Origin of the sequence: Bacillus sp. 0209A (assembly GCF_036765095.1) — a bacterium.
Lineage (GTDB): Bacteria > Bacillota > Bacilli > Bacillales > Bacillaceae > Bacillus > Bacillus subtilis_G.
This window is the reverse complement of the sequence record NZ_JBAIZV010000004.1, coordinates 327,037-351,937: the sequence shown is the minus strand read 5'-3', so window position 1 is coordinate 351,937 and position 24,901 is coordinate 327,037. Positions and strand designations below refer to the sequence as shown.

At 41.7% G+C, this 24,901-nt stretch carries 23 protein-coding genes, 2 tRNA genes and 2 pseudogenes; 22 read left to right on the top strand and 5 right to left on the bottom strand.

The window, feature by feature from the left end; translation table 11 throughout:
- Window positions 1-27: 27 nt before the first annotated feature.
- The 7 genes from V6D44_RS16815 (at window position 28) to tsaD (ending at window position 4,061) form a co-directional block, all read left to right on the top strand.
- Window positions 28-104, top strand: a tRNA-Met gene (locus tag V6D44_RS16815).
- A gap of 61 nt (window positions 105-165) precedes the next feature.
- A tRNA-Asp gene (locus V6D44_RS16810) sits at window positions 166-242 on the top strand.
- Between the two features lie 182 nt (window positions 243-424).
- On the top strand, window positions 425-1,402 hold the full coding sequence (gene thiL, locus V6D44_RS16805) for a thiamine-phosphate kinase (protein ID WP_087991303.1): 978 nt from the start codon (window positions 425-427) through the stop codon (window positions 1,400-1,402).
- Window positions 1,403-1,416: 14 nt separating this feature from the next.
- A complete protein-coding gene (gene tsaE / locus V6D44_RS16800) occupies window positions 1,417-1,893 on the top strand; it encodes a tRNA (adenosine(37)-N6)-threonylcarbamoyltransferase complex ATPase subunit type 1 TsaE (RefSeq protein WP_202328403.1) in 477 nt (158 codons plus the stop codon).
- Entirely contained in the window at window positions 1,874-2,563 is a 690-nt protein-coding gene (gene tsaB, locus V6D44_RS16795; RefSeq protein ID WP_202328402.1) for a tRNA (adenosine(37)-N6)-threonylcarbamoyltransferase complex dimerization subunit type 1 TsaB, read from the top strand. The genes tsaE and tsaB overlap by 20 nt, the downstream gene beginning before the upstream one ends.
- 9 nt (window positions 2,564-2,572) lie before the next feature.
- Window positions 2,573-3,028, top strand: coding sequence for a ribosomal protein S18-alanine N-acetyltransferase (rimI, locus tag V6D44_RS16790; RefSeq protein ID WP_087991306.1), 456 nt, complete (start codon window positions 2,573-2,575; stop codon window positions 3,026-3,028).
- Entirely contained in the window at window positions 3,021-4,061 is a 1,041-nt protein-coding gene (gene tsaD / locus V6D44_RS16785; RefSeq protein ID WP_202328401.1) for a tRNA (adenosine(37)-N6)-threonylcarbamoyltransferase complex transferase subunit TsaD, read from the top strand. Before rimI ends, tsaD begins: the two co-directional genes overlap by 8 nt.
- A gap of 226 nt (window positions 4,062-4,287) precedes the next feature.
- Here the strand turns inward: tsaD and V6D44_RS16780 are convergent, their stop codons facing one another.
- Window positions 4,288-6,216 carry an ABC-F family ATP-binding cassette domain-containing protein gene (locus tag V6D44_RS16780; protein ID WP_087991308.1) on the bottom strand — a complete coding sequence of 643 codons (1,929 nt, stop codon included), beginning with the start codon at window positions 6,214-6,216 and terminating at the stop codon, window positions 4,288-4,290.
- Window positions 6,217-6,341: 125 nt separating this feature from the next.
- On the opposite strand from V6D44_RS16780, the gene moaC reads away from it, so the two are divergent.
- From moaC to tatC, 4 genes are read left to right on the top strand one after another with little or no spacing between them, the layout of a single operon-like run.
- Entirely contained in the window at window positions 6,342-6,854 is a 513-nt protein-coding gene (gene moaC / locus V6D44_RS16775) for a cyclic pyranopterin monophosphate synthase MoaC (protein WP_087991309.1), read from the top strand.
- Window positions 6,851-7,498, top strand: a complete 648-nt coding sequence (locus V6D44_RS16770; protein ID WP_087991310.1) for a redox-sensing transcriptional repressor Rex — start codon at window positions 6,851-6,853, stop codon at window positions 7,496-7,498. The genes moaC and V6D44_RS16770 overlap by 4 nt, the downstream gene beginning before the upstream one ends.
- 21 nt (window positions 7,499-7,519) lie before the next feature.
- Window positions 7,520-7,693 (top strand): sec-independent protein translocase protein TatAY, encoded by a 174-nt coding sequence (tatAY, locus tag V6D44_RS16765; protein WP_003234072.1) that lies wholly within the window; start codon window positions 7,520-7,522, stop codon window positions 7,691-7,693.
- A gap of 6 nt (window positions 7,694-7,699) precedes the next feature.
- Window positions 7,700-8,464 (top strand): twin-arginine translocase subunit TatC, encoded by a 765-nt coding sequence (tatC, locus tag V6D44_RS16760; RefSeq protein WP_087991311.1) that lies wholly within the window; start codon window positions 7,700-7,702, stop codon window positions 8,462-8,464.
- Between the two features lie 38 nt (window positions 8,465-8,502).
- On the opposite strand, the gene V6D44_RS16755 is transcribed toward tatC, so the two are convergent.
- Both V6D44_RS16755 and V6D44_RS16750 read right to left on the bottom strand, forming a co-directional pair.
- A complete protein-coding gene (locus V6D44_RS16755; protein WP_087991312.1) occupies window positions 8,503-8,694 on the bottom strand; it encodes a YdiK family protein in 192 nt (63 codons plus the stop codon).
- The gene (locus V6D44_RS16750; RefSeq protein ID WP_087991313.1) at window positions 8,691-9,425 is read right to left on the bottom strand and encodes a CPBP family intramembrane glutamic endopeptidase; all 735 of its coding nucleotides are present in this window, start codon (window positions 9,423-9,425) and stop codon (window positions 8,691-8,693) included. The genes V6D44_RS16755 and V6D44_RS16750 overlap by 4 nt, the downstream gene beginning before the upstream one ends.
- A 237-nt stretch (window positions 9,426-9,662) precedes the next feature.
- Between V6D44_RS16750 and groES the strand changes: the two genes are divergently transcribed.
- The 4 genes from groES (at window position 9,663) to V6D44_RS16730 (ending at window position 16,161) form a co-directional block, all read left to right on the top strand.
- Window positions 9,663-9,947, top strand: a complete 285-nt coding sequence (gene groES, locus V6D44_RS16745) for a co-chaperone GroES (RefSeq protein ID WP_003155970.1) — start codon at window positions 9,663-9,665, stop codon at window positions 9,945-9,947.
- 46 nt (window positions 9,948-9,993) lie between these two features.
- Window positions 9,994-11,631: a chaperonin GroEL gene (gene groL / locus V6D44_RS16740; protein WP_087991314.1), complete on the top strand. Its 1,638-nt coding sequence runs from the start codon at window positions 9,994-9,996 to the stop codon at window positions 11,629-11,631.
- Between the two features lie 370 nt (window positions 11,632-12,001).
- Window positions 12,002-14,317 (top strand): glycoside hydrolase domain-containing protein, encoded by a 2,316-nt coding sequence (locus V6D44_RS16735; RefSeq protein ID WP_333516748.1) that lies wholly within the window; start codon window positions 12,002-12,004, stop codon window positions 14,315-14,317.
- Window positions 14,318-15,771: 1,454 nt separating this feature from the next.
- Entirely contained in the window at window positions 15,772-16,161 is a 390-nt protein-coding gene (locus V6D44_RS16730) for a hypothetical protein (RefSeq protein WP_070081453.1), read from the top strand.
- Between the two features lie 198 nt (window positions 16,162-16,359).
- On the opposite strand, the pseudogene V6D44_RS16725 reads toward V6D44_RS16730, so the two are convergent.
- Together V6D44_RS16725 and V6D44_RS16720 are read right to left on the bottom strand one after the other, a co-directional pair.
- Window positions 16,360-17,189: pseudogene (locus V6D44_RS16725) on the bottom strand (transcriptional regulator); the annotation flags it as partial.
- A complete protein-coding gene (locus V6D44_RS16720; protein WP_087991317.1) occupies window positions 17,186-17,398 on the bottom strand; it encodes a hypothetical protein in 213 nt (70 codons plus the stop codon). The gene V6D44_RS16720 and the pseudogene V6D44_RS16725, both read right to left, overlap by 4 nt.
- A 202-nt stretch (window positions 17,399-17,600) precedes the next feature.
- On the opposite strand from V6D44_RS16720, the gene gutB reads away from it, so the two are divergent.
- The 7 genes and pseudogenes from gutB (at window position 17,601) to V6D44_RS16685 (ending at window position 24,891) form a co-directional block, all read left to right on the top strand.
- Window positions 17,601-18,662 (top strand): sorbitol dehydrogenase, encoded by a 1,062-nt coding sequence (gene gutB / locus V6D44_RS16715; RefSeq protein ID WP_333516747.1) that lies wholly within the window; start codon window positions 17,601-17,603, stop codon window positions 18,660-18,662.
- A 73-nt stretch (window positions 18,663-18,735) separates the two neighbouring features.
- Window positions 18,736-20,096, top strand: a pseudogene (locus V6D44_RS16710) (MFS transporter).
- 94 nt (window positions 20,097-20,190) lie between these two features.
- On the top strand, window positions 20,191-21,153 hold the full coding sequence (locus tag V6D44_RS16705) for a carbohydrate kinase family protein (protein ID WP_333516746.1): 963 nt from the start codon (window positions 20,191-20,193) through the stop codon (window positions 21,151-21,153).
- Between the two features lie 197 nt (window positions 21,154-21,350).
- A complete protein-coding gene (locus V6D44_RS16700) occupies window positions 21,351-22,034 on the top strand; it encodes a PspA/IM30 family protein (RefSeq protein WP_087991384.1) in 684 nt (227 codons plus the stop codon).
- 65 nt (window positions 22,035-22,099) lie between these two features.
- Window positions 22,100-23,125 carry a TFIIB-type zinc ribbon-containing protein gene (locus V6D44_RS16695; protein WP_333516745.1) on the top strand — a complete coding sequence of 342 codons (1,026 nt, stop codon included), beginning with the start codon at window positions 22,100-22,102 and terminating at the stop codon, window positions 23,123-23,125.
- Window positions 23,125-23,889, top strand: a complete 765-nt coding sequence (locus V6D44_RS16690; RefSeq protein ID WP_087991320.1) for a TPM domain-containing protein — start codon at window positions 23,125-23,127, stop codon at window positions 23,887-23,889. The genes V6D44_RS16695 and V6D44_RS16690 overlap by 1 nt, the downstream gene beginning before the upstream one ends.
- A gap of 30 nt (window positions 23,890-23,919) precedes the next feature.
- A complete protein-coding gene (locus tag V6D44_RS16685) occupies window positions 23,920-24,891 on the top strand; it encodes an SPFH domain-containing protein (RefSeq protein WP_087991321.1) in 972 nt (323 codons plus the stop codon).
- The last annotated feature ends 10 nt before the right edge of the window (window positions 24,892-24,901 follow it).

Genomic DNA, 24,901 nt, shown 5'->3' with positions numbered 1-24,901 from the left:
TTGTAACTTAAATTAAATTATTATCATCGCGGGGTGGAGCAGTTCGGTAGCTCGTCGGGCTCATAACCCGAAGGTCGCAGGTTCAAATCCTGCCCCCGCAACCAAAATATATGGATGAAATAAGGAGTGCCCGAAGGGTGCAACTAAATAATCCTATACAAATATGGTCCGGTAGTTCAGTTGGTTAGAATGCCTGCCTGTCACGCAGGAGGTCGCGGGTTCGAGTCCCGTCCGGACCGCCATTTTTTATTAAACGAAACGATCATGTTTTCGTTTTTTTTGTGTTTTCTTTTACTGTAGCTTCTGCTTGGTGTCATAGCCAAGCTTTCTTTTATATCGGCAACATCTTGGATATTACAGCAAAATTCGATACACTAGGAAGAGTACATATAGGCTAAGCAGGTTGAAAGGGGGGCTTTGGTTCATGGATGAATTTGATTTGATACATAGCATTACTCCGCGGACCATTCACCATTCTTCCGTTGATGTAGGAATTGGTGATGATGCAGCGCTCTACACTGCGAAACATGGCGTTCAGGAAATTGTTTGTGTTGATACTATGGTAGAAGACGTGCATTTCAAATTACACTATTCCTCACCTAAAGATATCGGGTATAAGGCATTAGCCGTTAATATAAGTGATATTGCCGCAATGGGAGGCATTCCGAAATTTTATTTGGTATCACTTGCAGTACCTTCAAAATGGACGGAATCGGAAATTAAGGCGATGTATGAAGGTATGAATGAACTGGCGAAACTATATCATATGGATTTGATTGGCGGCGATACAGTCTCTACCTCTGACAAATTAGTTGTCACAGTCACTGTAATCGGGGAAGTTGAAAAGGGACAGGCTTGTTTGCGCAGCTTGGCAAGACCGAATGATATTGTGTTTGTAACCGGTGAAATCGGTTCTTCTGCAGCTGGACTTTCTTTATTGTTAGAAGAGATTGATCCCCAAAACTCAGCTATTGAAGCGGATTACTTTATCAACAGGCATAAACGGCCTCAGCCGAGAGTAAGCATCGGCAGATTATGCTCGAATGTTCAGCGGGCAGCTTTAAATGATATTAGTGACGGATTAGCAAGTGAATTAAATGAGATTGCGGAAGCCAGCTGTGTTTCAATTGAAATCGATGAAAGCATGCTGCCAGTCCATTCTGACTTGCCTAAGCTCCATCATAACTGGAAAGAGTGGGCTTTGTTTGGCGGTGAGGATTTTGAGCTGACAGGGACGGTTTCAAAGGAGGAATGGGAAGTGTTGAAGCAAGAGTGCGAAACACGTCAACTGCCCATTACAAAGATTGGTCATGTCAGAGAAAAAACTGAATCCAACGTGATCCTAAAAACAGATAAAACATCAAAGATCATAGAAAAAAAAGGATATAATCATTTTAAATAAGACGGGTGACTCGTGTGAAGCAATTAAAGTGGAGAACTGTAAATCCTGAAGATACAAAAGCGATTGCTAAGCTGACGGCATCGTTTGCTAAACCGGGAGACGTCCTGACATTAGAGGGCGATTTAGGGGCCGGAAAAACGACTTTTACGAAAGGTTTTGCGGAAGGACTTGGAATTACACGTGTTGTAAACAGTCCGACTTTTACAATTATAAAAGAATATAACGATGGCACACTTCCTCTTTATCATATGGATGTGTATAGAATGGAAGATGAAAGTGAGGATTTGGGACTTGACGAATATTTTCACGGACAAGGTGTCTGCCTCGTTGAATGGGCTCATTTAATTGAAGAGCAGCTTCCGAAGGAGCGACTGCAGATTGTCATTAAAAGAGCAGGCGATGATGAGCGGGAAATTACCTTTACTGCTGACGGGAATCGGTATGAAATGCTTTGTGAGGAGATAAGTGGACATGACAATATTAGCAATTGATACATCAAATTATACGTTGGGCATTGCGCTGCTTCGAGAAGACACCGTCATAGCAGAACACATTACATATTTGAAAAAGAACCACTCTGTAAGAGCGATGCCTGCTGTTCATTCATTACTGAAGGATTGTGAGATGACACCGCAGGATCTTTCTAAAATTGTGGTTGCGAAAGGACCTGGTTCATACACAGGAGTCAGGATTGGCGTGACGCTCGCAAAAACGCTTGCCTGGTCTTTACACATTCCGATTACTGCTGTATCAAGCCTTGAGGCGCTTGCGGCAAATGGACGGCATTTTGACGGGCTGATCAGCCCTATCTTTGATGCCAGACGTGGACAGGTGTATACAGGTCTGTATGAATACAAAAACGGGCTTTTGGTTCAAGTTGTTCCTGATCAAAATGTGATGCTGGCCGATTGGCTGGAGATGCTAAAAGAAAAAGAACGCCCTGTTTTGTTTTTAGGTCATGATACTTCCATTCACAAGCAGATGATAGAGGATGTGCTTGGACCAAAAGGAATCATTGGAGCTGCTGCTCAGCATAACCCGCGTCCTTCAGAATTGGGTTTTCTAGGGGCGGAAAAAGAAGCAGCTGATGTTCACGGCCTTGTCCCGGAATACTTGCGGCTGGCGGAAGCTGAAGCGAAATGGATTGAAAGTCAAAAGTAGGGTGATAGGATGAAAACAAAAGCAGCGGTTAGAAACATGCGGCATGATGATATTGATCACGTATACGAAATCGAAACATCCTCCTTTACGTCTCCGTGGACAAAGGATTCGTTTTACCATGAGCTGATGGAAAATCCGTATGCTCATTATCTCGTGATTGAAAAGAACGGCCATGTTGCTGGGTATTGCGGGATTTGGATTGTGATGGACGATGCGCAAATTACGAATATCGCGATCAAACCGGAGTATCGCGGCCAGTCTTTAGGAGAAACGCTTTTTCGCTCAGCGATGGAACTGTGCAAAGAAAAAGACGCAAGGCGGCTTTCGCTTGAAGTGAGGGTTTCTAATCATCCTGCTCAAGGTTTATATAAAAAGTTCGGGATGCAGCCCGGCGGAATAAGAAAGAACTATTATACTGATAACGGGGAAGATGCGTTAATTATGTGGGTGACGATAAATGAGTGAGCAAAAAGAGACTTACGTATTAGGAATTGAAACAAGCTGTGATGAAACGGCGGCAGCAATTGTGAAAAACGGTAAAGAAATCATTTCGAACGTAGTGGCCTCTCAAATTGAAAGCCATAAGCGCTTTGGAGGCGTTGTTCCGGAAATTGCTTCAAGACATCATGTTGAGCAGATTACTTTGGTCATAGAAGAGGCTTTTCGTAAAGCTGACATGACGTATAGTGATATTGACGCGATTGCAGTAACTGAAGGTCCGGGATTGGTGGGAGCGCTTCTTATCGGAGTGAACGCTGCTAAAGCATTGAGCTTTGCGCATAACATTCCGTTAATTGGCATCCATCATATAGCCGGTCATATATACGCGAATCGTCTTGTAGAAGAGATCGTGTTTCCGGCATTGGCATTGGTCGTTTCAGGGGGCCATACGGAATTGGTCTATATGAAGGAACACGGATCATTTGAAGTCATTGGGGAAACGCTCGATGATGCAGCGGGTGAAGCTTATGACAAGGTGGCGCGAACAATGGGACTGCCGTATCCGGGCGGACCGCAAATTGATAAGCTTGCTGAAAAAGGGAATGGCAATATTCCGCTTCCTCGGGCATGGCTTGAAGAAGGCTCTTACAATTTCAGCTTCAGCGGGTTGAAGTCTGCCGTGATTAATACGCTTCATAATGCGTCTCAAAAAGGACAGGAGATTGCTCCGGAAGATTTGTCTGCCAGTTTCCAAAATAGCGTAATTGATGTCTTGGTGACGAAAACGGTGCGTGCGGCAAAGGAATATGGTGTTAAACAGGTCCTTTTAGCTGGTGGAGTAGCTGCAAACAGAGGACTCAGAGCAGCACTAGAAAAGGAATTTGCACAGCATGAAGGTATTGCGCTTGTCATTCCTCCGTTAGCGTTGTGTACGGATAATGCTGCGATGATTGCTGCGGCTGGTACCATTGCTTTTGAGAAGGGGATTCGCGGTTCATATGATATGAATGGCCAGCCTGGCCTTGAATTGACTTCTTATCAAAGTCTCACGATATAATGGCGTGAGGCTTTTTATCTTTTATTAACAGATAATTCTCAATTTATCCACATGTCTGTGAGTAATTATGGAGATATAGATGGATAAAGGGCTGAAGACACTGTTAATAAAGTGGATAAATTCAGAATATTTTGTGGATAATGTGTATAAAGCGCTTACTTTGTTTGCCTAAAAGGTTATTTTCTGTGGATAAAAAGCACCTCAAAAAAGAGGTGCTTGACTTTTTTTAAGCTTCTTCTGTGGATAGTTCTTCCCATTCGGATAAAAGAATCTCCAGCTCCTGATTGAGTTTCTCGTTTTCTGCATGGATGTCTTGTACCTTTTCGTGATCTTTAAAGACTTCCGGGTCACAAAGCAATTCATCATTGCGGCTGATGTTTTCTTCAATGGTTTGAACAGTGGTTTCAATTTCTTCAATCCGCCGGAGCCGTTGGCGTTCTTTCTTTTTCCATTCTTTTTCTTCTTCGTAGGAACGTTTGGAGTCAGACTTTACCGTGGCGGGCGTTTTTTCTGTTTCCTCTTGCTGATTCATTTTCTCCAGTTCAAGCTGTTCTGTTTTTTTCTCCGTATAATAATCGTAATCGCCCAGATATTCTTCTATATGGTTTGAAGATAGCTCCAAGACTCTTGTGGCGATTCTGTTAATAAAATACCTGTCATGTGAGACAAATAACAATGTGCCTGGATAATCAATCAGCGCGTTTTCGAGAACTTCTTTGCTATCTAAGTCCAGATGGTTTGTCGGTTCATCAAGGATGAGAAAATTCGCTTTTTGAAGCATCAGCTTAGCAAGGGCCACTCTTGCTTTTTCACCCCCGCTCAGTGAATGCACGGGTTTCAATACATCATCTCCGGAAAACAAGAAGTTCCCGAGACAAGTTCTGATTTCTTTTTCCGGAAGCCCGGGGTACTCATCCCACAGCTCATCAAGGACACGTTTGGAGGAAGTCAGCTCAGCCTGCTCCTGATCATAGTAGCCGACACTGACATTCGAGCCGTATGAGATCGTTCCTTGATCTGGCTTCAGGGTGTCCATTAATGTTTTCAGCAATGTCGATTTACCGATCCCGTTTGGGCCGACAAGCGCGGCGCTTTCTCCTCTTGTGAGCATGAAAGACACTTCTTTTAAAAGCGGCGGCTGGTTTTCATAGCTGATTGTGAGATCTTGAACACGCAGGACTTCGTTTCCGCTCTGTTTTGTAATATCAAAATGAAAGTTTGCGGATTTTTCATCGCCGAGCGGTTTTGCCTTGACTTCCATTCGGTCAAGCTGCTTTCGGCGGCTTTGCGCTCTTTTTGTGGTAGAGGCTCTTGCCAGATTTCGGTCTACGAAGTCCTGGAGCTTTGCGATTTCATCCTGCTGCTTTTCATACACTTTAAGATCTTTTTCATATTGCACGGCTTTTTGGTCGAGATAAGCGCTGTAGTTGCCGTGATACTTTTTACTTTCCGCTCTAGATACCTCGTATACTTGGTTTACCACTTTGTCCAAAAAGTAGCGGTCATGAGAAACGATGAGAATGGCGCCTGAATAGCCCTGCAAATAATGTTCAAGCCAGGTTAGTGTATCAATATCGAGATGGTTTGTCGGCTCATCAAGAATGAGCAAATCAGGCTGTGTTAACAGAAGCTTGCCTAGGGCCAGTCTTGTTTTCTGGCCTCCGCTGAGGCTTTGCACCTGTGTAGAATCGTCAAAATGGCTGAAGCCGAGGCCATGCAGCACAGATCTGACATCCGCTTCATATTGATAGCCGCCTTTATCTTTGAAATCCTGCTGAAGCCGGTCATAGGTTTTCATGATGCTTTCCAATTCATCGGGATCAGCTGCCGCCATTTTTTCTTCCATAGCCCGCATTTCCTTTTCCATTGCTTTTAAGTGGTCAAAAACAGTCAGCAGCTCTTCTTTTATGGTAAGCTTAGAATCCAAGCCCGTATGCTGGGCGAGATATCCCATTGTAATATCTTTCGGTTTAATGACTTCGCCCTTTTCGTATGATAGCTGGCCTGCGATAATTTTAAGCAACGTAGATTTTCCCGCACCATTTCTACCTACAATGGCGATGCGATCACGATTTCTGACTTCCAGCTTTATATTGTTTAAAATAGTATCAGCACCAAATGATTTGGACAGCTGATTAACTTGTAAGATCATCATATTATTTCACCTCTGCTATAATAAGTTAAGTGTAGCTTATGAATCAGAAGTCAGCAAACAATACATTGGCCGAATAAGACATAGAGAAGAAAATAGTGTATGATCTTTTTAAGGAGAGTTTTAATATGAATGGATTTTCTCATTTTAATGAACAGGGAAGAGCCCAGATGGTGGATATAAGCGAAAAATCTTCGACTGTCCGTACTGCGGCGGCTGTTTCAAGCGTACACATGAAGAATGAAGTGTACGAGAAAATACAAAGTCACGATATCGGCAAAGGAGATGTACTGGCTGTTGCACAAGTGGCAGGCATTATGGCGGCAAAGCAAACGTCCAATATCATTCCGATGTGCCATCCGCTTTCACTGAGCGGAGTAGATATATCGTTCGACTGGAAAATAAAAGAAAAAGAAGTTATACTTCATATAAAAGCACAGGTCAAGACGAAAGGGAGTACAGGTGTGGAAATGGAAGCGCTCACTTCTGCATCGGTGTGCGCTCTTACCGTTTACGATATGTGCAAGGCCCTTGATAAGGGGATGGTCATCGGCCCTACTTTCTTGCTGGAAAAGACAGGCGGGAAAAACGGTGACTTTAAAAGAGAACTATCCGAGTATAATTTGGAGGACCAAAAATGAATAAGGATCAATCAAAAATTCCGCAGGCGACGGCAAAAAGGCTGCCGCTTTACTATCGCTTTTTAAAGAATCTGCATGCGTCAGGAAAACAGCGTGTATCTTCCGCTGAACTCAGTGATGCCGTAAAGGTTGATTCTGCCACGATTCGCAGGGATTTTTCCTATTTTGGAGCTCTTGGCAAAAAAGGATATGGATATAACGTGGATTATTTGCTGTCTTTTTTCCGCAAAACGCTTGATCAGGATGAGATGACAGACGTCATCTTGATTGGTGTCGGGAACTTGGGAACGGCATTTCTTCACTATAATTTCACAAAAAATAATAACACAAAAATTTCTATGGCTTTTGATATAAATGAGAGTAAAATAGGAACTGAGGTAGGCGGCGTGCCCGTCTATAACCTTAATGACCTTGAACAGTACGTAAAAAATGAATCAGTTGCCATTCTAACAGTGCCAGCAGTTGCTGCTCAGCCTATTACAGACAGATTAGTCGCGTTAGGAATCAAGGGTATTCTTAACTTTACGCCGGCCCGCTTGAATGTGCCGGAACACATTCGAATTCATCATATAGATTTAGCTGTAGAGCTTCAATCACTGGTTTATTTCTTGAAGCATTATTCAGTTTTGGAGGAAATCGAATAGAGGGAAAGGAGGAGCCCACATATGCCGATCGGTCCTGGAAGCCTTGCTGTTATCGCAATCGTTGCTTTAATTATCTTCGGTCCTAAAAAGCTGCCTGAACTGGGGAAAGCAGCGGGAGACACACTTCGTGAATTCAAAAACGCTACTAAAGGATTAACGAGTGATGAAGAGGAAAAAAAGAAAGAAGATCAGTAGGTTAGGGTGACACGAATGAATGTGAATCAAATGTCGCTGCTGGAGCATATTGCTGAGCTTCGAAAACGATTGCTGGTTGTGGCGCTGGCGTTTGTCGTTTTTTTTATCGCGGGATTTTTCTTAGCGAAGCCGATTATTGTGTATCTGCAAAAAACAGATGAAGCGAAGGAGCTTACGCTTAACGCGTTTAACCTGACAGATCCGCTTTTTGTGTTTATGCAGTTTGCGTTTATCATCGGCATTGTTCTGACCTCCCCGGTTATTCTTTATCAGCTTTGGGCTTTTGTAAGTCCAGGCCTCTATGAGAAAGAGCGAAGAGTAACGCTCGGTTACATTCCGATCTCTGTTTTGTTGTTTTTAGCGGGCTTATCTTTTTCGTATTATATTTTATTTCCTTTTGTTGTTGATTTTATGAAGCGAATCTCTCAGGACTTGAATGTCAATCAGGTGATCGGAATTAATGAGTATTTTCATTTTCTTCTGCAGCTGACAATTCCGTTCGGACTGTTGTTCCAAATGCCGGTCATTCTCATGTTTTTGACAAGGCTTGGAATTGTGACACCCATGTTCTTAGCGAAAATCAGAAAGTATGCGTATTTTGCGCTGCTTGTGATCGCTGCCCTGATTACTCCTCCTGAGCTTTTGTCTCATATGATGGTCACTGTTCCGCTGTTGATTTTATATGAAATCAGTATTTTTATATCGAGGGCCGCCTATCGGAAAGCACAGAAAAGCAGCGCTTCCGATCAGGACGTGTCTTCCGGGCAATAATAAAAAATCCATTTCTCATACGGAGAAATGGATTTTCTTTATTTCTGGTTCTTTTTGATTTTCAATGAAAAGGCGAACATCTTAAATGAAATGCTGATGTTGTAAGCGGCGAACACCATCAGCAGGATGGAGTAAAATGACCACATGCTGCCTGGCGAGCTTGCGGCAAGATAAGTAAAGATGCACCCTACGGCAAAATAGATCATTCCCCAAACTACCGGGTTTCTCATAGAAATAATCCTCCAATAATCAATTGCATTTGTGTGCTCTGCTGTTCAAGGTACTTCTGAACAGGTTCAAGCTGCATGATAACGACAAATGTATTCATCATGACATGGGCGAAAATCGGCACCCATATCCGTTTTGTCCTCGCATACAAGAAGGCAAAGGTAAAGCCCATAGCTGTATAAAGAAGAAGATGCTTCAAATCAGCGTGAACAATACCGAAAATAATCGAGCTGAGCAGTGCTGCAAAAAAGAAATTCGTTTTTTCGTAAAGCGCCCCGAAAATGATTTTTCTGAAGAGGATTTCTTCTAATATAGGCCCGACGATAGAAGAAACGATAATCATGAGCGGGACTGCCTGAATGACTTTAAGAATGGCTTGTGTATTTTCTGATTCTCTTCCGATGCCGAATATATAATATTCAATAGAGCCTGCTATTCCTTGAGAGAAAAGGGCAATGAAAAAACCGGCTATCGCCCAAAGGATAGAAAGCCCGACGGAGTCTTTCCGGCCGTTTCGCAACGTTGTCTTCGGAACCGTTCTCAGAATAAGCAGAACGACAATGAGACAGGCGATAAAGCTGATGACGGACCATAATCCTTGTGCGTGCAGCATGTTTTCCTTGGTAGGATGTCCTCCGGCATAACCGAATCTAAAGAACAAGGGAATCGCAATTATGTAGGAAAACTGCATAATGATATATGTCAAAATAATAAACCAATACTGTTTTCTCAAATGGTATGTACTCCTTTGTTAAATGGGTTTCGTTGTCTACAGCTATTGTAACATAATCAGAACGGGGGTGAAAAAGCTAAGGGATAAGGGTGCTGAAAAGAATCATGTAAGCGTGAAAATTTTTTTATCTTATCACTTGAAATTGGAAGTGAGATTCTTTATTATAAGAATTGTGTTAGCACTCTTTAGTGTTGAGTGCTAAAATTACATATTCATACTATTGAGGAGGTTATTACATTGTTAAAGCCATTAGGTGATCGCGTTGTCATTGAACTCGTAGAATCTGAAGAAAAAACTGCCAGCGGAATTGTGTTGCCGGATTCTGCAAAAGAAAAACCACAAGAAGGCAAAATCGTGGCAGCTGGTTCAGGTCGCGTGTTAGAAAGCGGAGAGCGCGTTGCTTTAGAAGTAAAAGAGGGCGACCGCATTATCTTCTCAAAATACGCAGGTACTGAAGTGAAATACGAAGGTACTGAATACTTAATCTTACGTGAAAGCGACATTTTAGCTGTTATCGGCTAATTCTTAAATAAACAAATACTTAAAAATTCGAGGAGGTTTTGTAAAAATGGCAAAAGATATTAAGTTTAGTGAAGAAGCTCGCCGCGCAATGCTTCGCGGTGTTGATGCACTTGCTGATGCTGTAAAAGTTACTTTAGGACCAAAAGGACGCAACGTGGTTCTAGAGAAAAAATTCGGTTCTCCGTTAATCACGAATGACGGTGTAACAATCGCTAAAGAAATCGAACTCGAAGACGCGTTTGAAAACATGGGTGCTAAGCTTGTTGCTGAAGTAGCCAGCAAAACAAACGATGTTGCCGGTGACGGTACAACAACTGCGACAGTTCTTGCGCAAGCAATGATCCGTGAAGGCCTTAAAAACGTAACAGCAGGCGCTAATCCTGTAGGCGTGCGTAAAGGTATGGAAAAAGCTGTAGCGGTTGCGATCGAAAACTTACAAGAAATTTCTAAGCCAATCGAGGGCAAAGAGTCTATCGCTCAGGTTGCTGCGATCTCTGCTGCTGATGAGGAAGTCGGAAGCCTTATCGCTGAAGCAATGGAGCGCGTAGGAAACGACGGCGTTATCACAATCGAAGAGTCTAAAGGCTTCACAACTGAGCTTGAAGTTGTTGAAGGTATGCAATTCGACCGCGGATATGCGTCTCCTTACATGGTAACTGACTCTGATAAGATGGAAGCGGTTCTCGACAATCCTTACATCTTAATCACAGACAAAAAAATCACAAACATTCAAGAAATCCTTCCTGTGCTTGAGCAGGTTGTTCAGCAAGGCAAACCATTGCTTCTGATCGCTGAGGATGTTGAAGGCGAAGCGCTTGCAACTCTTGTTGTGAACAAACTTCGCGGCACATTCAACGCAGTTGCTGTCAAAGCTCCTGGCTTCGGTGACCGCCGTAAAGCAATGCTTGAAGACATCGCTGTTCTTACTGGCGGAGAAGTCATCACAGAAGATCTCGGCCTTGACCTGAAATCAACTGAAATCACACAATTGGGACGCGCTTCTAAAGTTGTCGTTACAAAAGAAAACACAACAATCGTTGAAGGCGCTGGCGAAACAGACAAAATTTCTGCCCGCGTGACTCAAATCCGCGCTCAAGTGGAAGAAACGACTTCTGAGTTTGACAGAGAAAAATTACAAGAGCGTCTTGCGAAACTTGCTGGCGGCGTAGCTGTCATCAAAGTCGGCGCTGCGACTGAAACTGAGCTGAAAGAGCGTAAACTTCGCATCGAAGACGCCCTCAACTCAACTCGCGCAGCTGTTGAAGAAGGCATCGTATCCGGCGGTGGTACAGCGCTTGTAAACGTATATAACAAAGTGGCTGCAGTTGAAGCTGAAGGCGATGCTCAAACAGGTATCAACATCGTGCTGCGCGCGCTTGAAGAGCCAATCCGTCAAATCGCACACAATGCTGGTCTTGAAGGTTCTGTCATCGTTGAGCGCCTCAAAAACGAAAAAATCGGCGTAGGTTTCAACGCTGCAACTGGCGAATGGGTAAACATGATCGACAAAGGTATCGTTGACCCAACGAAAGTGACTCGCTCTGCACTGCAAAACGCTGCGTCTGTAGCGGCTATGTTGTTAACAACTGAAGCCGTTGTCGCTGACAAGCCAGAAGAGAATGCCGGCGGCGGTGCTGGTATGCCTGATATGGGCGGCATGGGCGGTATGGGCGGAATGATGTAATTAAACGGCGAAAACTCTTGATATATTAGGGGTTTTACCGTTTTTCATCACCCGAGTAGCTGAAAAAATAATAAACAGATAACATTCATTGAGGATGCTTCCAAAAGTCTACTGGACTTTAGAGGAAGCATCCTTTTTTATTATGAGGTGAAAAGTAAGTATATATTTTATTGTTGACTCCACTTACCTTTTTCAATAATTGCATGGTGTTAATTTAAAATGTCCTAATTTTTCATTTATAAGTGTTTTAATGCAAAAAAGCCTTTGATGGAGTTTGTCATATTATGAATGAAACCCTTCTTATTTGAGAAGGGTTTTCTTGTCATACGCTTGCCACCTAGATATGAATACAATAAAAGAGGTGACCATAATGGATGAAATGATTCAGAAAGTTCAACTATGGGTAAATGCTGCTTACTCTGGAAAGCCCGGCTTTGTTCCAGCTCCTGAAAGTGGGAAAACTGGTTGGTCCACGATGTATGCTTTAACTAGAGCTTTGCAAATTGAACTTGGAATCTCTACACCTGCTGATAATTTTGGACCAGGAACTGAAGCAGCGTACAAATCCTGGGGAGAAATGGTAATGGGGCGTGTTCCTACTGATGACAAAGGAAAAAGAATCGTACTAATCCTTCAAGGAGCTATGTATTGTAAAGGTTACAATCCAACTGGATTTACAGGAACTTTTGGGGAAGGGACTAAAGCTGCAGTAATAAAATTACAAACTGATGCGGGACTGCCTATTCGTGACGGGAAAGTTTATTCCTATATATTTAAAGCATTTTTAACTATGGATGCTTATGTGCTCACATCTGGTGGTAATTCTAGAATTAGAGAAATGCAAAGAGATCTTAATTCAAAATATTACAAAACATCTGGAGTCCAACCATGTGATGGTTACTACCAAAGAGGAACTAATAAAGCTTTAATATACGGTATTCAAACAGAAGAGGGAATTGCTTCCTCTCTACAAACGGGATCAATAGGGCCTTCTACGACCAACCTTTTACCAACTCTGAGCATAGGGAGTGCTAATGCAAACTTTGTTAAGCTTCTTCAATATGCATTATATGTGAATAATTTTAATCCAGGAGATTTCAATGGTCAGTACAGTACATTATTAAAAAATGTAGTAAGTGAATTTCAACAATTTGTTAAGTTGCCAGCTGATGGAGTTACAGGAAAACAAACTTGGCTTTCTTTGTTGCAGAGTAAAGGAGATCCTAATCGTAAAGGAACAGCTTGTGATTGTATAACAGAAGTTACGTCAGCTAGAGCTAAAGCTTTAAAAAATGCAGGCTATGAAACAATTGGTCGTTATCTTGTAGACATTCCAGGAGGATTGGAGAAAAAAATAAAACCTGGCGAATTAAAAACTATTTTTAATGCTGGTTTAACTGTTTTTCCTATATATCAAACTTATGGGAATAATTCAAGACATTTCAGTGAGGCTCAAGGGAAAAGAGATGCTCAAGATGCTTTTACAGCTGCCAAAAATTATGGATTTAAAAATGGAACAACAATATATTTTGCCGTGGATTTTGACGCTTTAGGAGACGATATAACTAACAAAATTCTTCCACACTTTAAGGGTATTAATGAACAAATGAAATATCTGGGGAATCGTTATAAAGTTGGAATATATGGTGCCCGGAATGTTTGCAGTCAAGTATCGCAGAAAGGTTGGGCAACAACCAGTTTTGTAAGTGATATGTCCACGGGATTTAGTGCAAATTTAGGCTATCCATTGCCAAAAAATTGGGCATTTGATCAAATTTCAACTATTAGTGTTGGTTCAGGAGACAGTAAAATTGAAATAGACAATAATATTAAGTCGGGACTTGATAATGGGGCTTCAAGTCTTGATTTCTCAACTGATCTTAATCAAGAGCTATACAAGCAATTATATGAAATTCAACTTTTAGGCCTTCAATATACAAACAATGATATCAATCAAGCGAATAAGCTTACAACCAACTATTATCGTCGCAAAAGATATGAATCATTAATATGGACATTAACTTCTGGACAATTTGATAAAGGCTTTGAGGAATATGTTATTAGTGCTGTAGGAGAAAATAGTTTTGTCTATGCAACTGATCCCGTTTCAAAATCTGAAGTTATTGATTTTCCTCATCTTATGGCTACATTATCTGCTCTATTGTATGCGAATCTTCCGTTAGTTGGAACTACACAGCAAGATTTAGCAGGGTGGGGTGGTGATTTATTTACTGTTGCTGCAGATGTATATAAAAATAGAGATAAGTATAGTGGCGACAATGAAACAAGAACATACAAAGCTGCTTATGACTTGATCGGTACAAAAACATCGGCTGGCAACTTTGATAATTCGGATTTCCTTGGAGATATCGATGCTATTAACATCGCACAGATCTTATTAAATAATAACACTAAGCCAATTTTAAACGCAGTTCAAGAGTATTATAATAGTCTTGTTTTCTCAAGATATAAGCTATTTTATAAAAATAAATTTAATAGTAATGAAAATAATTTGAGACTGAATGCGAGTAATATTATGATTGGAGATAATCCTGATATTACAGCGGCAAGGGTAGCCCTAAGGGGTTCAATGCAAATGGAAGTCCCTTATTATACGGAAGAAGAGGGAGAAATTATTGCAAATGCTTTTGCTGATAAAATACTAGACCTTGTAGCAAGTGAATAGAAAATTTAGAGTAGAGTACCATACATTTCAAAAAATATGGTACTCTATATTTTAAGATCTTAAGAATATACAACAAATTATAAGTTCATTTTTCTTTTTGATTTAATGGAAGGAAAGAAAGGGGAAAACATGAGGAAATATTTAGGGATAGTGTCACTTATCATGCTGTTATTCACATTGTGTTTTCTACCCTATATCCATTGGGCGCTTGGAATTCTAGGGATAGTTGTTGGGGGGATTATAGCATTCAAAGCACCTAAAGGGATTGCTAAGTATCTTTCTATTTTTATCCTAGCACTCTGTATTCTTTTACTCTTATTATTGATCGTAGCAGGCCTTTTGATGGCGGGTTTAGTCGGTAAGTAACGATTATGTATAACCATACTACATTTGGTCAAAACTAAAATTTAAGAAGTATGCCAAAGCTATAAATGATTACTAAAAGTAAGACTTAGCTTTCAAAACTCAACAGCCCTTTTATTTCTCAATGGAATATCCATTTTGTGAAAATAGTAGACTTCAAAGGCCGGTTTCTTTTTTAATATTAAACACAAGAAATTCTTTTCGGCATAAGCTGAATTTGATTTGCCTAAGCGAATCGTACAAAGAGGTTCACTGTTTTAAAAAATTGATTAATACATAAATCTTTTTCATCATAAATAAGTTAAACCCTAATATGGTGAAATGAAGGAATCTGCTGATCTCATTAAATGATATTCACGGATATCTTCATGGTATCCGTTTAGATAGACAGTTCTAAAGGTAAATTTATTATAATAAGGTGTAACAGATGGTTTCTTGGATTGAATATCAACGATATAATATTCTGCACCACTCATTATAAACTGGAAGAAATGCACTAGCTTTATGAAAATACAACCAACTTACAAATGCTCCTCACATCTGCCTACTAGAATATAAAGAAGATTACTCACATTCCCTAAACAAGCAGAGCTAGGCATATGGGAGCTGTTTTCTGTTTCTTAAAGCTGAATATAATAATTAAAGGTACCTTTATAAAACAAAAAGGCTTGTGGAGAAATTGTTTCTATACAAGTTGGGTTTACTAAAGATGGGATTTTATTGTTTTAAGTTCCGTTTAATTGAATGACTCTAGATATATCGAAAGTATGGCTGTTGATTTCCTCCGAATGCTAAGAGAACATTTATGCATGATTTTTTGATACTTATATGTTCCAGGAATTCTTCGCAACTATTTTTTAACACCTTGGCTAAGGTTTTATAGATGATACTTCAAATTTTAAGCTTCATTTCAAATAGATTAAAACAAGATTTTTTTCAAAAGAATCTTAAATTTGCATTAATATTAATAAATTTCTATCATACTTATTCATTTTTTAGAAGGAAGATATGGAAAAATCCCTATTTTTTAGAGAAATATGTTATTATAATGGAGGATTTAAAATATTAAAAAGAAAAGAGGAATTCTAAAGATGAAAAAGTTAGTAATGACCCTGTTTACAGCAGCACTTTTGGGAGTTGCCATTTTCGCAGGCGGGTCAGAAGCATTAGCTATGGATTCGAAAGGTACAATCAAATTTAAAACAGATGCTAATACATATACGAAAAGAGCTACTTCCATTGTGGTTACGGGTACTTTGGCTAGGGATTTAGATAATGGCTTTTCAGTAATTATATTAAATAATAAAGGTAAAGTAATTGCCAGAAAAGATATTTTGCATAGTATTGGTTCACGTAATTTTCGTGTGAGTTTTTCAACGAAAAATCTTCCCGCAGGTAAGTATGATGTGCAAGTTGGACAGGATTGGGGAGGAAGATATTGGTCAGGTGAACTAAAACATTATATTACAGTACAGCATTAATACGGCTGTATAAGTATTAACCTCTTGTTGTTAAAAAGTTTAACTTTAGAAATTTGTCATTCTGTGAGATATTAATTTTTCAATAAAGGTATCTTAATCAATTTACTGTACTGATAAAGATACCTTTTTATCTTTAAAAACAACAAGGTGATGAGTGTTTTTCAAAGCTCGTACCGCTAGCCGCAATGTAGTTGTCTTTTAAATGAGAATATCCATTTGCTCCACCTCACCCCGAATCCCAATCCCAGGCTCCCACGAATCAATCAAACGAATGGCCTTTTGATTAGATTCCAACGCTTGCGTTTTCTCTCCTTTACGGCACAACAGCTGTGCCATCCCATAATAAAAATAGATCAACTCAACCTGATTCGCGTTATGTTTGTCATAGAGCATCTGCTCAAAGGCTTCTTTCGCTTTTCAAACCGACCACATTTCACGTAAGCGACACCCAGATTGAAGTAGGCTTCTATCGTTTTTTCGCCGCCGTACGTGGAACTGATTACATTTGCCGCTTCGTATAATTGAATGGCTTCTTCATCATGACCTCTCGCAAAGCTTAGGTCTCCGCGTACCAGCAGAACTCTGTGTTGAATTGTAGGGGAAATCGGTTGATCTTCGATTTTGTTTAAAATGGTTTCTGCTTTTTCCTGTTGGGCTGCTTTTAAAAACAGCCTTGCTTTGAGTGCGTGTCCCCAAACCTTTAGATCATGGGCATCTTGAGCGTCAGATTGTTCCAGAATCTTCAGTCCGGCTTCTATTTGCTGAAGCGCTCCGTCCAAATCGTTGACTTCCATCAATGCCCAGCCTGCTGTGTCGATTCGAAAGAATGCTTCTCGCGTGTGTTGGCCTACTTGATGGGCGGCGTCGACGGCTTTGCGTCCGTATCCGATTCGCAGGGGCAGGTTGATTCTGCTTAGAAAATGGCTGATACGGGTGATGAGTACGATTAAAATTTCTTTTTGATCGGTTTCGCTTGCCCATTTGATAACTTTTAAGATGTTTGGCCATTCTTGTTTCATTTGATCTAACCGGGAATATAGTTTTCACCCATCTGCTCGATCCAGCTTTTGATCGTGTTTGCGGAGACTCCCAGCTGGAGCGCGATTTTATCTATGTAAGACTGTCCTGTTTTTTCGTTCTTTTTCCTTCTGACTTTATAATCAGGATGAAGCTTGAGCGATTTGACGCAAGGTGCCAGCAGTTGTGCAAATTGTTTTCGATTTTCAAGTTCAGCCATAAGCCTGCACCTCCTATTAGTACTATTTTATCAATCCAGCGTTTTTTGTATATGAGAAAATAGTAAAGTACAGTGCGGCTGTCCTTTATACAGCAGGAAAGGCTTTTGCACGTCTTGAAAAGCAGATAAAATGGGGGCAGTATCAGAGAAAACAAAAATGTATGCACTTACATTTTATTTTCTAAAGAAAGGAATTTGCCAAATGACTCACACAGTACCTCAAAGCATGAAAGCGGCTGTTATGCACAGCACAAGAGAGATCAAAATCGAAACATTGCCTGTGCCTGACATCAATCATGATGAAGTGTTGATTAAGGTGATGGCTGTCGGGATTTGCGGATCGGATCTGCATTACTATACAAACGGCAGAATCGGCAACTATGTGGTGGAAAAACCGTTTATCCTTGGCCATGAATGTGCGGGTGAAATTGCCGCCGTCGGATCGTCTGTCGACCAGTTCAAGGTGGGAGACCGCGTTGCTGTTGAACCTGGTGTCACATGCGGACGCTGTGAGGCATGTAAGGAAGGGCGCTATAACCTTTGTCCGGATGTGCAGTTTTTGGCTACACCGCCGGTAGACGGCGCGTTTGTCCAATATATCAAAATGCGGCAGGACTTTGTTTTCTCTATCCCAGACTCACTTTCTTATGAAGATGCTGCTTTGATCGAGCCGTTTTCTGTCGGCATCCATGCGGCGGCGAGAACGAAGCTTCAGCCCGGATCAACAATTGCGATTATGGGGATGGGCCCTGTTGGGTTAATGGCTGTTGCTGCAGCGAAAGCATTTGGGGCAGGCACAATTATCGTCACTGACTTAGAGCCGCTGCGCTTAGAGGCTGCGAAAAAAATGGGCGCGACTCATGTCATCAATATTCGTGAACAGGATGCGCTTGAAGAGATTAAAACGATCACGAATGACAGAGGCGTTGATGTTGCTTGGGAAACAGCGGGGAATCCAGCGGCATTGCAAACCGCACTGGCTTCTGTGCGCCGGGGCGGAAAATTGGCGATTGTCGGTTTGCCTTCGCAAAGCGAGATTCCGCTCAATGTCCCGTTTATTGCGGATAACGAAATTGATATTTACGGGATCTTCCGTTATGCCAATACGTATCCGAAGGGAATCGAATTTCTCGCTTCTGGCATTGTGGACACGAAGCACCTTGTAACGGACCAATATCCGCTGGAGCAGACGCAAGAGGCGATGGAACGGGCGCTTCAATTTAAGAATGAATGTTTAAAAGTGATGGTGTATCCAAATCGCTGATTGAACGGGGAGGATCTTTGCATTCTCCCCCTTGCTTATCAAAAATGAAAACGGATTCTTGGGGTGGGAAATGATGATGGAAACAGAAAAAGCAACGGCATTGAAGACGAAGCATCACGGCCTGTCCTGGTTTGAGCGAATCGGCTATGGGTTCGGTGATATGTCATATAATATTATCTTTCAGTTTGTAAACGCATACCTGCTATTCTATTATACAGATGTCGGAGGCATTCAGCCTGCGGTCATCGCCACTTTGTTTCTTGTTGTGCGGGTGCTGGATGCTATTTTTGACCCGATTATGGGATTGATTTTAGACAAAACGAACACAAGGTGGGGAAAGGCAAGGCCATATTTGCTGTGGGTGGCATTTCCTTTTGCGTTATTTACGTTTTTATGCTTCACGACGCCTCATTTCGGTGAGACGGGGAATATGGTATATGCGTACATCACCTATATTCTGCTTGGGATGTCCTTTAGTATGCAAACGATTCCGGTGAACAGCTTAACGGGACGGATGACAAATTCTGTGGAGGAACGAACGGTTCTGACCACAACCCGGATGATTTTGGTTTATATAGGAATTCTGTTATCGATTTCCTGTGCGGCACCGCTTGCGGACGCCATCGGCGGGAAAGACCAGGCATTTGGTTTCCAGATGACAGCGCTTATTTATGCGGCGGTGAGCATCGCGTTGAATATGTTCAGTTTCTTTACTGTGCGGGAGCGGATTCAGCCTGAAAAAAGAAAAAAACGTTATCTATTTTGTTCAGAAATAAGCCTTTGCTTATTTTGGTTTCTTCATTTTTAGCGTTTGCGATTGGGTTTAACATTAAGCTCAGCACGATGGTGTACTATTTTACGTATAACGTCAGCCATAAGGAATTTGTGTTTTTAGGAACCGTATTATTTTTCGGAGCGGCGCTGATCAGCAATCTGTTTATTCCTTTCTTTTCTGGGAAGTGGGGCAGAAAACAAGTCATGATCATCACGGCGGCTCTATCGCTTCTTTCTTACGCGGGCCTTCAGTTTACATCGTATTCCTCGATTCCCCTTATTTTCTTTTGGCTTTTCGTTTCTGGATTTTTCACGACGCCTTTGAACACGCTTGCTTGGGGAATGGTTGCAGATTGTGTCGATTATGCGGAATGGAAGACAGGAGTTCGTGCCGACGGAGTGGTGATTTCGAGCATGAGCTTTATTAATAAGCTGGGTGTGGCGTTAGCCGGCTCATTTTCGGCCATTTATTTAGGAATCGCCGGATATATGGCGAATGCAGACCAGACAGTTGCGTCATTGAATGCGATTAAAAACATGAATGCTTTGATTCCGGGATTTTTCATTTTGCTTTCTATTATTCTCATTGCCTTCTATCCTTTAACTGAAAAAAGATATAAGCACCTCATCTCTGAGCTTGAGAAAAGGTCTGCAAGATAAATAGATGTAAAATTTTCAATATTCAATATTGTATTTATGGCAGAAAGTAATATACTGAGACTGTAATCTAGAAAAGATAAATGAGTGTGATCATATGCGTAGTCATTCTGTTGTTTGTATTGGAGAACTGTTAATTGATTTCTTTTGTACCGATGTTGACGTTGATTTAATGGAAGGGCGCCAATTCTTGAAAAGTGCCGGCGGTGCACCGGCGAATGTGTCGGCAGCGATTGCCAAACTGGGCGGAGACGCGGCTTTCAGCGGAAAAGTGGGCAAGGATCCGTTTGGGTATTTTCTGAAGCAAACGTTGGACGCTGTACATGTCGATACCTCTATGCTGGTCATGGATGAGAAAGCGGCTACAACGCTTGCTTTTGTTTCATTGAAGCAAAATGGAGAGCGCGATTTTGTTTTTAATCGAGGCGCGGACGCTTTGTTTACGCTGGAGGATATTGACCAGGCAAAATTAAACGAAGCGAAAATCCTTCATTTCGGCTCTGCAACGGCACTGCTGTCAGATCCGTTTTGTTCAGCCTATTTACGGCTGATGTTGATTGCGAAGGATAAGGGACAGTTTATCTCGTTTGACCCTAACTATCGTGAGGATTTATGGAAGGGAAGGGTTTCAGAGTTTGTAAGTGTCGCAAAAAAAGCGATTACTGTAAGTGATTTTGTGAAAGTCAGTGACGAGGAGCTTGAGATTATCAGCGGTGTAAAGGATCATGAAAAGGGTGTTGCGATCCTTCATGAGATTGGAGCCAAAATTGTTGCTGTGACACTTGGGAAAAGCGGGACGCTTCTTTCAAATGGGAAGGAGAAAGAAATCATTCCGAGTATTCCGGTTACATCAATTGACTCAACGGGAGCGGGAGACGCTTTTGTCGGCGCCGCTTTATATCAATTGGCAAACACGGACCACATTCAATCTGTTGATGCTGATTTTGCGAAGCTGCGTGAGATTGTGGCGTTTGCCAATAAGGTGGGCGCTCTTGTGTGCACTAAAATCGGGGCGATCGATGCACTGCCCAGCATGGAAGAGATTGAAGTTTATTTGTGACCATCGAGGATGTTTTCTTGAAAGTCTTTGGACTTTGGGAAACATCCTTTTTTATATTGTGCGTAAATGTTAAATTCGGGTAAAAAGTTATGTATTTTCTATTAGGATTTCATTTTTTATTAAAAAAGTGAAACTTTTAACGATAATAAATAGTATATGTGGTAAGAAGTTTAACGAAATAGCGGAGGAACTACATGATGAGTATAATAACGAGATTCAAAGATATTATGTCGGCGAATATCAATGCTTTGTTGGATAAGGCTGAAAATCCAGAGAAAATGGCAGATCAATATTTAAGAAACATGAACAGCGATTTGTCTAAGGTAAAGGCAGAAACAGCAGCCGTTATGGCTGAGGAGCAAAGGACAAAAAGAGAATTACGTGAATGCCAGGCAGACATGGAGAAAATGGAAAGCTATGCGATGAAGGCGCTGCAAGCGGGGAATGAGGGCGATGCGAGAACATTCCTTGAAAGAAAAACATCTTTAGGATCAAAGCTTTCTGAGCTGCAGACGGCGAATCAAATGGCTGCTGCCAATGCCGCGCAAATGAGAAAGATGCATGACAAACTGGTGTCTGACATTGGAGAGCTGGAAGCACGCAAAAATATGATCAAGGCGAAGTGGGCAGTAGCGAAAACGCAAGATAGAATGAACAAGCTGGGCGCTTCTGTTTCGGGTGCCAGCCAATCAATGTCTGCATTCGGCAGAATGGAGGACAAAGTAAATCAGGCACTTGATCAGGCGAATGCAATGGCTGAACTGAACAGCGCTCCGCTGGATGATATTGATGATCTGACTGCTAAATATGATACTGCCGGTTCAAGTCAGGTGGATGATGAACTTGCGGCGTTAAAAGCGAAAATGATGCTCGATAAATAATACATAGGAGGCCGCAGCTTTTCGGCTGCGGCACATTTTATCATAAGATGTGAGAGGGAACGGTAATGATAATATCTTATAAGTGTCCGAACTGCGGCAGTGATATGGCATTTGACAGTGAATCCGGGTCGTTATCCTGCGGCAGCTGCGGAAGACAGGACAATATTGAAAGCTTTCCGAAAGAAAACATTGCGGCGCGGTTTTCTGATGATGAAGCAAAGGAATATCAATGTGAAAACTGCGGTGCCGTTTTAATGACGGAAGCTGAAACGACAGCGACAACGTGCAGTTTTTGCGGAGGTGCTGCTATACTTGCCGATCGTTTATCAGGACATTTGGCGCCGGCGAAGGTCATTCCATTTACAATCAGTAAACAAGAAGCAGAGCAGGCATTTCGAAAGTGGTGCAAAAAAGGTCTTCTGACACCAAGAGGTTTCATGTCGGCTGATCGTATTAAAAGCATCACCGGCATGTATATTCCATTTTGGATGTTTGATTTAAATAGTGAAGTACAGGTGACAGCGAACTGTACCAGAGTCCATCAATATGAAGAAGGGGATTATATTTGCACGGAAACAGAGCACTTTGAAGCGTTTCGTGATATCAATCTCGATTATTTGAAAATTCCTGTGGATGCCTCTGAAAAAATGAAAGATGAATTAATGGATAAATTGGAGCCTTATTCATACGATGAGCTGAAGGACTTTCAAACGGCATATTTGGCCGGTTATATTGCGGAAAAATACAATTATACCGATGAGGAGCTTTTTCCGAGGGCAAAAGAGAAAGTCAGCAATTATATAGATTCATACATACATTCTACTTTTTCCGGATATACGTCAGTCAATGTGAGGGACAAACATATTCACACGAAAAACGTGAACAGCTTTTACGTTCTGCTTCCCGTTTGGATGGTCAGTTACGATTATGAAAGAGCAGAGCATACTTTTGCGATGAACGGGCAAACAGGCAAGGTTGTCGGAAAGCCGCCGATCAGTTCAGGAAAAGTGGCGGCGTGGTTTAGCGGAATAGCAGGCGGGACATTTCTTGCGTTGAAGCTCGTCTCATTGATGATGGGAGGCGGATTTTGATGCGGGGATTTTTCGGGAAAGCGATTTTTGTTGTGCTGGCTGTTTTCATCATGATGCCGGTACTGGGGATCGGAGCGGTGAGAGCTTCTGAATCACAGCAGCATGTGTATGACCATGCTCATCTATTATCGAAAGCAGAAATCGGAAAACTCGAATCTCTCTCGGCAGAGCTGGGGGCAAAGAGGGACACTGATTTCATCATTATTACGACAAAAAGCACGAACGGTGAGGATATTGCCGATTATGCCGGCGACTTTTATGATCGTTACGGAAAAGGCAGTACAGCTATTTTAACGATTGATATGGCGGATAGAGAAGTATTCATCGCGGGCTTCAAAAAAGCTGAAAAGTATTTGGACAACAGCAGGCTAAACAGCATCAGAAATACGATTTCATCTGATTTATCAAATGAAGATTATTTCAAAGCTTTTCAGACATATATTCAGCTTTCCTATAAAGATATGGGCATAAAACCGGGAATCAATCCCGACAACATATTCTTTACATGGTGGTTTCAGCTCATTGTTGCCATCGCAGTCGGAGGCATCGCGGTTTCAATCATGCTTTATCATGCAGGCGGCAAAGTAACGGTTAATGGGAATACATATATGGATCAACGTACGTCCGATGTGATTGATCAATATGACACTTATATCAGAACGACTGTAACAAGAGAAAGAAAACCGTCAAATGATAAAGACAGCGGCGATGGCGGGGTTACGAAAGGCGGTACGTCATACAGCGGAAGCCGCGGCAGTTTCTAAAAGTAAGAAATAGAGAAAGGGAGAGGCATAATGTCGTTTTTCAGAAATCAATTAGCGAATGTAGTTGAGTGGGAAGAATTTAGAGATGATATGATTTTTTATAAATGGAACAATCGTGAAATTAAAAAAGGGAGCCGTTTAATCATTCGTCCCGGACAGGATGCTGTGTTTTTGAGCAATGGCAGGGTTGAAGGGATGTTTCAAGATGACGGTGATTATGATATTGAATCTGAGATTATGCCATTCCTGTCAACATTAAAGGGCTTTAAGTTTGGGTTTAACAGCGGCATGCGCGCCGAGGTGCTGTTTGTTAATACGAAGGAATTTACCGTAAGATGGGGAACAAAGCAGGCGATAAATATTCCGGCAGCGGGAATGCCTGGCGGGATGCCGATTCGCGCGAACGGCACATTTAATTTCAAGGTGCAGGACTATATCAGCTTGATTGATAAAATCGCCGGCGTGAAGGATCAGTATTTTGTAGAGGATATTAAAACCCGGATCACTTCCATTCTGGATCAGCTTCTTATGAAGTGGATCACTAGAGAAGGGAAAGACATGTTTAATCTCCAAGCCAACGCTTTTGACATTGCGAAGGGGATTCAAGAAGACTTAGATATGCAATTAATCAGCGACGGAATGACGATCACCGGTTTTCAAATCATGAGCTTTAATTACCCTCAAGAGGTTCAAGATATGATTACAAAGAACGCTTCCTACGGCATGGTTGGGGATGTAAATAGATACCAGCAAATTTCAATGACGGATGGAATGGCGTCCGGAAAGATGAGCGGAGGCGGGGCGGCTTCTGATATGGCTGGAATGATGATGGGAATGAATATGGCCAACCAGATGATGAATCAAATGAATCAGAATCAGCAGGCGCAGTCATCAGGATCACAGTCATCTGGCAGCGGAAGCAAACCAAATTTCTGTCCGAACTGCGGCACAAAAACCGGTGAAGCTAATTTTTGCCCGAATTGCGGCCAAAAGCTTGTGTAAGAATGATACA